Genomic DNA, 11,736 nt, shown 5'->3' with positions numbered 1-11,736 from the left:
TAGCGCGTTTATATAAATATGTCAAATTAAGCCCAAAGACAGTGGCAAAAAAACAAAAAAAGTTATGAATTTTAGCTAAAAAAGTGCACTTAACTCGTAGGACAAGCAGCTGTTTGCATTTTATAGCTTTTTGTAATATTAAAAAAATTTGCACTTTTTTGAGTGAATTGAATCATTACCAGTTCAAAAACAATTATACCTTGCATTGTATTCCAAAATTTTTTAAAGTTTCTTGCAATGGACACCTCTTGCAATCTGGTTTTTGCGGTTTACAAACGGTTTGTCCAAAGGCAACGAGAAGTTTATTGAGGTCTCTTTTCTCTTCATCACTTACCATCTCTTCAAGCACTTTATCACTCTCTTCGGGACTCTTTGTCTCAATAAGCCCCCATATATTACAGAGACGATGCACATGGGTATCTACTGCCACATAGGGCTTCCCAAAGGCTTGTTCTAGCACAATTTTAGCAGTTTTAGGTCCAACGCCTTTGATACTTGTGAGCTCTTCAAGAGTATCGGGAACATCACCTCCAAACTTTTCTACTAACTCTTGTGAAATGTGATGAATACTCTTTGCTTTTTGTCTATAGAAACCTACAGGATAGATTGCTTTTTCTATCGTTTCACGTGAAACATTCAACATATCTTTCGGTTTATCTGCCTGTGCGAAGAGTCGGTGTGCAGCTGCAAAAGTAACTTCGTCCTTCGTACGAAAACTCAGAACTGTTGCTATTAATATTGTATAAGGCGTTCGCTCATATCTGCACTCTTTTATAAATCTCTTTGCAGGGGCATCCCACTTTTCATATTCGATGTGTAGGATCTTTAAAATTTTTTGAAACTGTTGCATTGTCATAAACATAGTATAATATAGAAAAACTTAAGAAGGTATGCAAGCGATGCAAGAGTACTTTGCAAAACGTATTATCCCTTGCCTTGATGTTGATAAAGGGCGTGTTGTAAAGGGAGTAAATTTCGTAGGCCTCAAAGATGCAGGAGATCCTGTAGAAGTAGCTAAACGCTACAACGAAGAGGGGGCAGATGAGATTACATTTCTCGATATTACAGCAACCTATGAAGAGCGCGATACGATTGTACACATTGTAGAAGAGGTGGCAAAAGAGGTTTTTATTCCACTCACTGTGGGGGGCGGTATTCGACAACTAGAAGATATTTATAAGCTCCTTGCAGTAGGATGCGATAAGGTGAGTATCAATTCAGCTGCTGTAAAAAATCCTGAGTTTGTTAATGAAGCAGCAAAGAGATTTGGAAGCCAGTGCATTGTGGTAGCGATTGATGCCAAAAGGGTAGGTGATAGTTGGCATGTTTTTACTGCTGGTGGCAGACATGACAGCGGTAAAAATGCAATCGAATGGGCAAAAGAGGTATATGATAGAGGAGCTGGCGAGATCCTTCTTACCAGCATGGATGCAGATGGCACAAAAGCCGGATATGACTTGGAACTTACCCGAGCTATCAGTGATGCAGTAGAAATTCCGGTAATTGCCAGTGGTGGTGCCGGAACAATGGAGCATATCAAGGATGCATTCACCAAGGGACATGCAGATGCTGCACTAGCTGCTAGCATCTTTCACTTTAAAGAGATAGATATCACGGAGTTAAAGCAGTATCTGCAAAATGAAGGGATCCCCGTTCGATTATGATAGTGTGCGCAGGTAAAACAGAACTTTTTTCTTTTGCTTATCCCATAGGAGTGGGTCTTATAGAGTCTGCTATCAACCTTACGCGACTCGCTCTTTTTGACAAACCGGAGTTCTTGCTTTTTATCGGTTCTGCAGGCAGTTATGGAAAATATAATATCTTTGATATTGTACAAAGCAGGGGCGCATCACAAATAGAGCTCTCTTTTTGGCAAAAAAAATCCTATACTCCAATCGATAATGTAGTAGTAAGCGAAGGCATCAATGTTTCACATGAAACAATAGTCAACTCCTCAAACTATATTACTACAGACAAATCTACCTGGCAATATTTTCAAAAAGCTGGAATTGATTTGGAAAATATGGAGTTTTTTTCTATATTGCAAGTGGCAAAAGAGTTTGAAATTCCGGCAGCGGGTATTTTCGTCGTAACCAATTTTTGTGATACGAATGCCCATGAAACGTATACAAACAATATTCGCGAGGCGATGGAAAAATTGGAAGGTTTTGTGAAGGAGAAGTTTCAAATATGAAAAAAAACATTTTAGATCTTACAAAAGAGGAGTTACAACAAGAGGTAACTCCAAAATTTAGAGCCAACCAGATCTTTCAATGGCTCTACCAAAAAGGAGCAAAAGATTTTGAGGAAATGAGCAATCTTCCAAAATCAATGCGCCAGGAACTCAAAGAAACATTTACAATTACTCCTCCCAAAATTTTAAATGTAGAAATCAGTAAAGATGGAAGTAAAAAATATCTTTTAGGCTTGCATGATGGTCACACTATCGAAAGCGTCTTACTTCCTATGAAAAAAGAGGAGAGAAATGAAAAGGGTGATATCGTCAAAGAAGCGCGCTATACTATCTGCGTATCAAGCCAGGTAGGATGTAAAGTAGGGTGTGAGTTTTGTCTCACTGCAAAAGGTGGATTTGTAAGAAATCTCTCCCCTGGTGAGATTGTCGGACAAGTACTCACCATCCGAGAGGATAATAATATTCCAGCAAATAGAAGAGTAAATATCGTCTATATGGGAATGGGAGAGCCCCTCGATAATCTTGAGAATGTAGCCAAAGCTGTAAAAATTTTTAGTGATGAGCATGGGATGAGCATCAGTCCACGACGCCAAACGATTTCTACGAGTGGTCTAGCACCAAAGATTAAAAAACTAGGAAAGATGAATCTTGGAGTACTCCTTGCAATTAGCCTCCATGCGGTAGATGATGAGCTACGACAAAAACTGATGCCAATTAACAAAGCCTATAACATAGAAAGTGTCATAGAAGCTGTCAAAGAGTTTCCAATTGATCAAAGAAAGAGAGTGATGTTTGAGTACTTGATGATAAAGGATCTCAATGATGATTTAAAGGCAGCAAAAAAACTTGTCAAGCTTCTCCATGGCATAAAAGCAAAAGTGAATCTCATCTACTTTAACCCATATCCAGGTAGTCCATTTCAAAGACCAGAGCCTAAAGATGTGGAGACTTTCCAACACTATCTTTTAGATCATGGCGTGCTGTGCACTATTCGCGAATCAAAAGGGCTTGACATCAGTGCAGCATGCGGACAGCTAAAGGAGAAGAGTCATGGATGTACCCTTTAAAAATTATGAGCTGATTATGGCAATGATACTTATAATAGCCGTTATTTTTATGGTAGTGGCATTTGTAAAAATCACAATAGAACATGAGGAGCACAAAGATGACAATGCTTGATGATGCGATGCTACTCATCATTGCTGGAACTGTTTTAGTAGGGCTTATAGGATTTATCATAGTCACATTTAAAGGGAAGAGATGAAAATAGCTGTTTTTGAAGCAGACAAGGAGTGTCAAGAAGTTTTTAAAAAACTTAATGCAACAATCGATTTTTATCAAGAAGATATCAACCATACTCTCAAAAAAGAAGCACAATATGAAGCTATTAGTATCTTTGTCCGCTCTAAAATAGATAGCAGTATTTTAGATCTTTTACCAAATCTACAATATATCCAAACACGTTCTACCGGATTTGATCACATCGATATCGAAGCGTGTAGAAAAAGAGGAATTGCCGTCTCCAATGTTCAAGGATATGCAGGTCCACCTGTTGCGGAATTTGCTTTTTCACTTCTGCTCAATATCTCTAGAAAAACAGACATCGCAATTGCTAGAGCAAAAGAGGGTAATTTTTCCTATAAAGATCTTTTGGGATTTGAACTATTTGAAAAGACTCTTGGCATAATAGGACTCGGAACTATCGGGAAACAGATAGCACGTATCGCTTCAGGCTTTGGCATGAGAATCAAAGCCTACACCAGGCACTATGATGAAACCTTTTGCGCACAATACAATATTGAAAAGTGTGATTATGAAGAGCTTCTTCAAACCATTGATATAGTTATGTTTGCCGTACCTCTTACCCCAAAAACTTATCATATGTTGGATCTCCAACAAGCAAAGCTACTGCAACCTCACGCGGTTGTTATCAACGTTGCTAGAGGCGAAGTAATCAGCACAGAAGCTATAGAGTATCTAAGTGATCGTATTTATGGTATAGGAGTTGATGTAATTGAGGGAGAAAAAGAGCTTTTGAAAAATCCAACACCTCAATTTTTACAACTTATCCAAAAACCAAATATTCGCTATACACCCCATATGGCTTACTTCATCAAAGAGGCACTGGAGAGAATAAGAAAAATATCTGTAGAGAATATGAAGCGATTTATTGAGCAAAAAGAGATTTTACATCGTATAGCTTAAGCATTCCTGGAGAAAGTCTCTATTTGAAACAATTTTATACTTTGTATCGTTATAAGCAAACTCTATTGCATGAGCATGAAGCATAAGTCTTGTTGCTCCGGTTACTGCCAAACGCTCCTCATTATCCATTAAACCATCAAGATATCGAATAGCATCTTGCGTAGATGGGCCATAGATCGGATCACCAAGAATCGGATGTTTCACGTGAAACAGATGGATACGTATTTGGTGCTGCCTTCCCGTCACGGGAAATGCTTCCACCAGTGTAAAATTTCCAAAACACTGCAATGGATTTATAATTGTCTTTGCATACTTTCCTTGAGGATGGATCATGACTTTGAGTTTAATAGTCGAATAATCTCTATTGAGAGCAATTGGTGCTTCTATCACCATCTGCTGTTGAATATCTCCGCGAACAAGTGCTAGATAACGCTTTTGGATCTGTTTATGCTCAAACATCTGCTTGAGCAGTTTTTCTGCCTTTTTGTTTTTACTGGCAAGTACGAGGCCACTTGTCTCTTTATCGATTCTATGTACAATATTTGCCTCATCTCCATAATGGTAACGAATCTCATCAATTAGTGTATAGTGCGTATTTCTATTGCGTGGATGCACCATGATGCCACTTGGCTTATCATACACAGCAAAATCTTTTGTCTCAAAAAGAGGCTTAAGCCCTTTTGTCATGGGCTCAAATGTCACTATTTCTAGCTCCCCTTGCACAACAGCTGATTTATCAGTTATGAGTTTTCCATGTTGATAAATTTTTCTTGTATCAATCATCTTTTGTGCCTGAGACTGGGAGATATCAAACGTTCTCATCAAGAGTAAAAAGAGCTTGATTGGTTCATTAGATTTTATTATCTTTCGGACAAATGGCAAACTTTTCCTTTTAATCAATTCAGAAGTTTTCTTTTGATAGCATTATAATAAATTCAGTAAGCTTTTTAGTAAAAAAGGATAGCAATGGTAGAGAGATATGCACGAAAAGAGATGGCCGATAAATGGACGCAGCAGGCAAAATATCAAGCGTGGCTTGATGTAGAATTAGCCGCAGTAAAGGCATGGAACCGTCTGGGACTTATTCCAAAAGAGGATATGGAAAAGATCCTACAAAATGCAAAATTTGATGTACAAAGAATAGATGAGATTGAAAAAGAGACAAAACATGATGTGATTGCTTTTTTGACAAGCGTTGCAGAGTCTTTGGGGCCAGAGTCGCGCTGGGTACATTACGGAATGACAAGCTCCGATACAATAGATACAGCTGTAGCTTTGCAGATGCGAGACTCTTTGAAACTCATTATCGAAGATGTGAAGATGGTAATGGAGTCCATCAAAAAAAGAGCATTTGAGCACAAAATGACTCTCATGGTTGGACGAAGTCATGGAATCCACGGAGAGCCTATCACCTTTGGGCTCGTTTTGGCTATCTGGTATGACGAGTTTGCAAGGCATCTTAAAAACCTCGAAGAGACATTGGAAGTCATAAGTGTTGGCAAAGTGAGTGGGGCCATGGGGAACTTTGCCCATGCACCGATGGAACTTGAAGAGTATGTGTGTGAGGAGCTTGGTCTCAAACCAGCTCCTGTTTCCAATCAGGTAGTTCAGCGTGACAGATATGCAAGACTCTTTACCACTATGGCACTGGTTGCTTCCACTATCGAAAAAATTGCCGTCAATATCCGCCACTTTCAACGAACAGAAGTGTATGAAGCTGAGGAGTTTTTTAGCAAAGGGCAAAAAGGAAGCTCCGCTATGCCACATAAGCGCAATCCAGTTCTTAGTGAAAACCTCACAGGTCTTGCAAGACAAATTCGCTCTATGGCAATACCAGCCCTAGAAAACGTGGCTCTTTGGCATGAGCGTGATATCAGCCACTCTTCAGTGGAGCGCTTCATTTTGCCAGATGGGTTTATCACCCTCGATTTTGCCTTGCATCGACTCAATAATGTTATTGCCAATCTTGTGGTCTATCCAAAAAATATGATGAAAAATCTCAACTTAACAGGAGGACTTGTCTTTAGCCAAAGAGTACTGCTTGAGCTTACCAAACGAGGTGTAACACGAGAGGATGCATATAAGATTGTACAAAGAAACGCTATGAAGGTGTGGGAGCAGATCCAAGAGGGGCATGCGCCTATCAATGAAGCAGGAGAGAGCCTCTTTTTGCAATATCTATTAGAAGATAAAGAGCTTACCCAAAAGATTAGCGAAGAAGAGATACGAAGCTTTTTTGATTATAGCTACTATACAAAAAATGTTGACAGGATTTTCGCAAGAGTTTTCAAAGAGGAGGATTAATGATTCGCGTTATTAAGCGAAATGGTCGGGTTGAGCCCCTTGATATTAGCAAAATACAAAAATATACAAAAGCTGCTTGCGAAGGATTAGAGGGAGTTAGCCAAAGCGAGCTGGAGGTCGATGCAAAGATCCAGTTTCGCGATGGCATCACCACAGAAGAGATCCAGCAAACCCTCATTCGTACAGCAGTGGATAAAATCGATGTGGATAGACCCAACTGGAGCTTTGTAGCTGCAAGACTCTTTTTATACGATCTCTATCATAAAGTGAGTGGTTTTACCGGCTATAGACACCTAAGAGAATATTTTGAAAGAGGAGAGAAAGAGGGGCGTATTATCCCAGGACTTAAAGAAAAATATGACCTCGATGATCTCAATGACTATATAAAGCCTGAACGTGATCTGCAGTTTACCTATCTTGGCATTAGAACACTTTACGACAGATATCTGCTTAAAGATAAAGATAATAAGCCCATAGAGCTTCCACAGCAACTTTTCATGGCGGTTGCAATGTTTTTGGCTCAAAATGAGCTTGATTGTCAAAGCTGGGCAAAGCGGTTTTATGATGTAATCAGCAAATTTGAAGTGATGGTAGCCACACCAACACTTTCCAATGCAAGAACTACACGCCATCAGCTCTCTAGCTGCTATATCGGATCAACTCCAGACAATATCGAAGGGATTTTTGATGGCTACAAAGAGATGGCGCTGCTAAGCAAATATGGTGGTGGTATCGGCTGGGACTGGAGCAGAGTACGTGCAATGGGAAGCTACATTGATGGGCATAAGCACGCAGCTGGAGGAATCATTCCATTTTTAAAAATCACCAATGACATCGCTATTGCAGTCGATCAGTTGGGTACTCGAAAAGGGGCGATTGCAGTCTATATTGAGCCATGGCATATGGATATCAAAGACTTTATTGATCTCAAAAAAAATAGTGGGGAGGAGCGCAGACGCGCCCATGATCTCTTTCCGGCTCTTTGGATAAATGATCTTTTTATGAAGCGGGTTGCCGAAGATGGAATCTGGACGCTGTTTGATCCCTACCAAACAAGTGATCTGACAGAAGTATGGGGCGAAGAGTTTGAGAAAAGATATATTGAGTATGAGCAAAGAGATGATATTCTCAAAGAACAGGTCAAGGCAAAAGAGCTTTGGAAACTGATTTTACGAAGCTATTTTGAGACAGGAAATCCATTTCTTTGCTTCAAAGACAATGCCAACAGATGCAATCCAAACGATCATGCAGGAATAATTCGCAGCTCCAATCTTTGTACAGAGATTTTCCAAAACACAGAGCCAAACTACTATAAAGTCAAAGTCAAATATGAAGATGGAAGTGTGGAGCTCTACGATGAAGAGGATGAAGTAAAAATCGATACAGGAATCGTAAAAAAAGCTAAAAAGATATCCAGTATCGATACCATCAACGGCAAAAAGGTTTTCATTGTAGAAAAAGAGAAAATCGATGGACTCACTGCTGTGTGTAACCTTGCCAGTGTGAACCTTAGCAAAGTCAATACGAAAGAGGATATTGAGCGGGTTGTACCTATCGCCATTAGAATGCTAGATAACGTAATCGATCTTAACTTCTATCCACTAGAAAAGGTAAAAAAGACAAACCTGCAAACAAGAGCTATTGGACTTGGTGTCATGGGTGAAGCCCAGATGCTAGCAGAGAAAAAAGTAGAGTGGGGAAGCGATGAGCATCTAAAAACAATAGATGAGATTATGGAGATGATTAGCTACAACGCTATTCGAGCCAGCTCAAACTTAGCAGTTGAAAAAGGTGTCTATCCACTCTTTGAAAACTCCAAATGGGCAAAGGGGATTTTCCCAATCGATACGGCAAACAAAGAGGCTAAAAAACTCACACCTGAGAGGGGTGGACTTTTTGGCTACATCTATGACTGGAATGAACTAAGGGAAAAAGTAAAACGTGATGGTATGCGCAATGGCTATCTTATGGCAATAGCACCCACAAGCTCTATCTCAATTCTTACTGGAACTACACAAACAATTGAGCCAGTCTATAAGCGAAAATGGTTTGAAGAGAATCTCTCAGGACTCATTCCGGTAGTTGTACCAAACCTCAGTGCTGATACTTGGCAGTACTACACTCCTGCATACGATCTTGACCAGCGTCTTCTTATTAAAGCGGCAGCTGTACGACAAAAATGGATCGATCAGGGCCAGAGTGTCAATATCTTTATCCGTCTTGATAGAGCAAGTGGACGCTATTTGCATGAGATCTACACCCTTGCATGGCAACTTGGACTTAAATCTACCTACTATCTTAGAAGCCAGTCCCCAGAAGTTGCTCAAGATGTTGCAGATAGAAGTATGGAGTGTCTGGGGTGTCAATAAAAATCATTCAAGGCGATATTACAAAGCTTCATGTTGATGCCATTGTCAATGCCGCCAATCCAAGCCTGCTTGGAGGAGGGGGCGTTGATGGAGCCATTCACAGAGCCGCTGGTCCTAAACTTTTGGAAGAGTGCAAAACACTTGGGGGTGCAAATCCAGGACAGGCAAAAATCACCCATGGATACAACCTTCCGGCAAAATGGGTCATCCATACTCCAGGCCCTGTATGGCAAGGCGGCAATCACGATGAAGAGGTGATCTTGCAACACAGCTATGAAAACTCTTTGTGTATTGCCAGAAGCTATGAACTCCGCTCCATTGCCTTTCCATCTATCAGCACCGGGGTTTATGGCTATCCCATTGAGAAAGCTAGCAAAGTAGCACTTTCTACAGTTAATTGGTTTTTACAAGAGTGCTCTTACTATCCAATGGAAGTTATTTGTGTATTGCATAACGAAAAAGACTACCAAATTTATATCAAAACAGCACAAGAGTTGAGGATTAACTATGAAGTGTAAAGAGAAACTCACTCCCTTTGAACACCATGTGATGTTTGAGCATGGAACGGAACCAGCCTATACAAGTCCTTTGTATAGTGAAAAAAGAGAAGGAGTTTATCAGTGCAAATGCTGCCAAACGCCTCTTTTTTCATCACATGCAAAATTTGACTCAGGCACTGGCTGGCCAAGCTTTTATAAGCCAATCAGCAAAGAAGTAATAGAAGAATCTACCGATACAAGCCACGGAATGGTTCGTACAGAAGTACATTGCTCCAAATGCAAAGCCCATTTGGGTCATGTTTTCCCCGATGGTCCACCTCCAACAGGACTTCGCTACTGTATCAATGGAGTCTGCTTAAGATTTATTCCTAATGAGTAAAATAGTTCTTATTACTGGCTGTAGCAGTGGTATAGGACTAGAGACTGCAAAACTGTGTAAAAAAGAGGGTTTTAAAGTCTTTGCTACTGCAAGGAAAGAAAAAGATCTTCAAAGACTAACCAGCCTTGGATTAGAGCCAATTTATTTAGAACTAACCGATATTCAATCGATACATAAAGCAGTTGAAAAGTTTTTGCAAAAGAGCAACGGAAAAATCGATATCCTCTTTAACAATGCAGCTTATGGACAGCCAGGTGCCTTGGAAGATCTTCCCCTTAAAGCACTCCAAGAGCAGTTTGCAACCAATCTCTTTGGCTGGCATGCCTTAACACAAAAAATTATCCCTATTATGCGAAAACAGGGCTTTGGACGCATCATCCAACACAGCTCCATTTTAGGATTGGTAGCGTTAAAATATCGCGGAGCCTACAATGCAAGCAAATTTGCACTGGAAGGCTACACCGATACTTTACGTCTGGAACTACAAGGAAGCGGTATAGATGTAATAACACTCAACACCGGCCCTGTAATAAGTAACTTTAGAAAAAATGCCTTGCAAAAGTTTTTAGGATATATCGATATGCAAAAGAGCCCTCATAAGAGACTCTACAAAGAGGAGCTCAAAAGAATGGAAGGCTCAAAAAATCCCCCATTTACTCTTACTAGCGAAGAGGCAGCAAAAATTATTGTAGATATTATGCAAACACCTTATCCAAAACCAAGATACTATATCACAAAGGCCTCGACTATTTTGGCTCTACTCAAAAGGGCTCTACCCACATCGCTCCTTGATAAAATCTTGCAAAAAATTTAACGCATTATTCTTATATAATCTTATCTAATGACTTTCATTTTTTATAGTTATAATTATAAAAATTTTACTAAAGGAGCAGCATGAAACAGATAACACTGATGGAGAAATATCCTCTTTTTATTTTGGAACTAAATAAAAATGAGACAAACTATAAAAATGTTGATGAAATCATCGCCTATTTTAAAGAGAAAATCGAAGCACACCCTGTAGCAACCTACATAGCAACATTTGATCACTATGCGCACACAAAATCTTTGGCAGATGGGCAGATAAATCCTGAGATTCAAGCAGCAAAAAATATCGTTTTTTGCTTTGGTAAAGAGCTACCAAAACCTGAAGTAATGGGCGTACGTCCAAGAAGTATTGGTGTAGCAGATTTAGGTGAAAAGTTTGTAATCAGTTTTCTTGAAGCACCAAATCCAACAGCAAATGCAGCAATGGAGGAGTGGGCAAAAGGGTTGAGGGCATAAAATGCCTAAAACCCTCTTTGAAACTCCTCTAAACTAAGATAGATTTCGACATTTTGTAAAAAATTCTCGTCAAAGCAGTTAAGACTCTTATAAAACTCCCCTAATAAAACGATACGAATATTAGGTTTCAATCCTCCATACTTTAAAGCTGCTACCATAAATATCTCATTGAGTGTTCCAATGCTCCCCTTTTGCGCTACAAAAAGCTCACTCCCCTCTATCAAAAGCTCCAATCTTTCATAGAGTGTCTTTGCGAGGATCTTTTTTGATAGATAGGGATTTGGAGGGCGAAATCTATCAAAAGCTTCTAATCCAATGCCAATGCAAGTACCCCCAACCTCATACACTCCTTTGCTCACTGCTTCCATCAATCCTCCATAACCTCCGCATTTGACAATAAAACCCTTTTGACTCAAAAATTTTCCTAGTTCGATTCCTTCTTGATATTCAACAGAATCATGATTCGCTTTTGATGCCCCAAAAGTAGTAGCTACTTTCATA

The 11,736-nt window shown here is 39.7% G+C and carries 14 protein-coding genes; 11 read left to right on the top strand and 3 right to left on the bottom strand.

Annotation, left to right across the window (positions count from 1 at the left end; genetic code table 11):
- Window positions 1-193: 193 nt before the first annotated feature.
- Window positions 194-850, bottom strand: coding sequence for an endonuclease III (gene nth / locus JG738_RS00220; RefSeq protein WP_236583168.1), 657 nt, complete (start codon window positions 848-850; stop codon window positions 194-196).
- 49 nt (window positions 851-899) lie between these two features.
- Here nth and hisF point away from each other — a divergent pair, with 49 nt between their 5' ends.
- The 5 genes from hisF to JG738_RS00200 all read left to right on the top strand — a co-directional run bounded on the left by hisF (window position 900) and on the right by JG738_RS00200 (window position 4,399).
- Entirely contained in the window at window positions 900-1,664 is a 765-nt protein-coding gene (hisF, locus tag JG738_RS00215; RefSeq protein ID WP_201337809.1) for an imidazole glycerol phosphate synthase subunit HisF, read from the top strand.
- Window positions 1,661-2,194, top strand: coding sequence for a purine-nucleoside phosphorylase (locus tag JG738_RS00210; RefSeq protein WP_201337808.1), 534 nt, complete (start codon window positions 1,661-1,663; stop codon window positions 2,192-2,194). The genes hisF and JG738_RS00210 overlap by 4 nt, the downstream gene beginning before the upstream one ends.
- Complete coding sequence (gene rlmN / locus JG738_RS00205) at window positions 2,191-3,261, top strand: 23S rRNA (adenine(2503)-C(2))-methyltransferase RlmN (RefSeq protein ID WP_201337807.1); 1,071 nt, start codon at window positions 2,191-2,193, stop codon at window positions 3,259-3,261. Before JG738_RS00210 ends, rlmN begins: the two co-directional genes overlap by 4 nt.
- On the top strand, window positions 3,245-3,373 hold the full coding sequence (locus JG738_RS10465; protein ID WP_255322335.1) for a hypothetical protein: 129 nt from the start codon (window positions 3,245-3,247) through the stop codon (window positions 3,371-3,373). Before rlmN ends, JG738_RS10465 begins: the two co-directional genes overlap by 17 nt.
- 81 nt (window positions 3,374-3,454) lie before the next feature.
- The gene (locus JG738_RS00200) at window positions 3,455-4,399 is read left to right on the top strand and encodes an NAD(P)-dependent oxidoreductase (protein ID WP_201337806.1); all 945 of its coding nucleotides are present in this window, start codon (window positions 3,455-3,457) and stop codon (window positions 4,397-4,399) included.
- On the opposite strand, the gene JG738_RS00195 is transcribed toward JG738_RS00200, so the two are convergent.
- The gene (locus tag JG738_RS00195) at window positions 4,382-5,221 is read right to left on the bottom strand and encodes an RluA family pseudouridine synthase (protein ID WP_236583167.1); all 840 of its coding nucleotides are present in this window, start codon (window positions 5,219-5,221) and stop codon (window positions 4,382-4,384) included. The genes JG738_RS00200 and JG738_RS00195 overlap by 18 nt on opposite strands.
- 144 nt (window positions 5,222-5,365) lie before the next feature.
- On the opposite strand from JG738_RS00195, the gene purB reads away from it, so the two are divergent.
- From purB to JG738_RS00165, 6 genes are all read left to right on the top strand, one after another.
- On the top strand, window positions 5,366-6,703 hold the full coding sequence (gene purB, locus JG738_RS00190; protein WP_201337804.1) for an adenylosuccinate lyase: 1,338 nt from the start codon (window positions 5,366-5,368) through the stop codon (window positions 6,701-6,703).
- The gene (locus tag JG738_RS00185; RefSeq protein ID WP_201337803.1) at window positions 6,703-9,072 is read left to right on the top strand and encodes a ribonucleoside-diphosphate reductase subunit alpha; all 2,370 of its coding nucleotides are present in this window, start codon (window positions 6,703-6,705) and stop codon (window positions 9,070-9,072) included. Before purB ends, JG738_RS00185 begins: the two co-directional genes overlap by 1 nt.
- A complete protein-coding gene (locus tag JG738_RS00180; RefSeq protein WP_201337802.1) occupies window positions 9,063-9,590 on the top strand; it encodes an O-acetyl-ADP-ribose deacetylase in 528 nt (175 codons plus the stop codon). The genes JG738_RS00185 and JG738_RS00180 overlap by 10 nt, the downstream gene beginning before the upstream one ends.
- Window positions 9,580-9,951: a peptide-methionine (R)-S-oxide reductase MsrB gene (msrB, locus tag JG738_RS00175; protein WP_201337801.1), complete on the top strand. Its 372-nt coding sequence runs from the start codon at window positions 9,580-9,582 to the stop codon at window positions 9,949-9,951. The genes JG738_RS00180 and msrB overlap by 11 nt, the downstream gene beginning before the upstream one ends.
- A complete protein-coding gene (locus tag JG738_RS00170) occupies window positions 9,944-10,765 on the top strand; it encodes an SDR family NAD(P)-dependent oxidoreductase (protein ID WP_201337800.1) in 822 nt (273 codons plus the stop codon). Before msrB ends, JG738_RS00170 begins: the two co-directional genes overlap by 8 nt.
- A gap of 80 nt (window positions 10,766-10,845) precedes the next feature.
- The gene (locus JG738_RS00165) at window positions 10,846-11,235 is read left to right on the top strand and encodes a DUF6858 family protein (protein ID WP_201337799.1); all 390 of its coding nucleotides are present in this window, start codon (window positions 10,846-10,848) and stop codon (window positions 11,233-11,235) included.
- Window positions 11,236-11,240: 5 nt separating this feature from the next.
- On the opposite strand, the gene JG738_RS00160 is transcribed toward JG738_RS00165, so the two are convergent.
- Window positions 11,241-11,735, bottom strand: coding sequence for an LOG family protein (locus JG738_RS00160; protein ID WP_201337798.1), 495 nt, complete (start codon window positions 11,733-11,735; stop codon window positions 11,241-11,243).
- Between the last annotated feature and the right edge of the window lies 1 nt (window position 11,736).

It is taken from the genome of Nitratiruptor sp. YY08-26 (assembly GCF_016593215.1).
GTDB classification, from domain to species: Bacteria; Campylobacterota; Campylobacteria; order Campylobacterales; family Nitratiruptoraceae; genus Nitratiruptor; species Nitratiruptor tergarcus.
The sequence above is the reverse complement of the archived record's forward strand: the minus strand, read 5'-3'. Positions and strand labels throughout refer to the sequence as shown.

Coding starts and splice junctions, on each gene's coding strand:
- JG738_RS00165 (WP_201337799.1), top strand. CDS start 10,846: ATGAAACAGATAACACTGATGGAGAAATATCCTCTTTTTATTTTGGAA.
- JG738_RS00185 (WP_201337803.1), top strand. CDS start 6,703: ATGATTCGCGTTATTAAGCGAAATGGTCGGGTTGAGCCCCTTGATATT.
- JG738_RS00170 (WP_201337800.1), top strand. CDS start 9,944: ATGAGTAAAATAGTTCTTATTACTGGCTGTAGCAGTGGTATAGGACTA.
- nth (WP_236583168.1), bottom strand. CDS start 850: ATGCAACAGTTTCAAAAAATTTTAAAGATCCTACACATCGAATATGAA.
- rlmN (WP_201337807.1), top strand. CDS start 2,191: ATGAAAAAAAACATTTTAGATCTTACAAAAGAGGAGTTACAACAAGAG.
- purB (WP_201337804.1), top strand. CDS start 5,366: ATGGTAGAGAGATATGCACGAAAAGAGATGGCCGATAAATGGACGCAG.
- JG738_RS00210 (WP_201337808.1), top strand. CDS start 1,661: ATGATAGTGTGCGCAGGTAAAACAGAACTTTTTTCTTTTGCTTATCCC.
- JG738_RS10465 (WP_255322335.1), top strand. CDS start 3,245: ATGGATGTACCCTTTAAAAATTATGAGCTGATTATGGCAATGATACTT.
- JG738_RS00195 (WP_236583167.1), bottom strand. CDS start 5,221: ATGAGAACGTTTGATATCTCCCAGTCTCAGGCACAAAAGATGATTGAT.
- JG738_RS00160 (WP_201337798.1), bottom strand. CDS start 11,735: ATGAAAGTAGCTACTACTTTTGGGGCATCAAAAGCGAATCATGATTCT.
- JG738_RS00200 (WP_201337806.1), top strand. CDS start 3,455: ATGAAAATAGCTGTTTTTGAAGCAGACAAGGAGTGTCAAGAAGTTTTT.
- hisF (WP_201337809.1), top strand. CDS start 900: ATGCAAGAGTACTTTGCAAAACGTATTATCCCTTGCCTTGATGTTGAT.
- msrB (WP_201337801.1), top strand. CDS start 9,580: ATGAAGTGTAAAGAGAAACTCACTCCCTTTGAACACCATGTGATGTTT.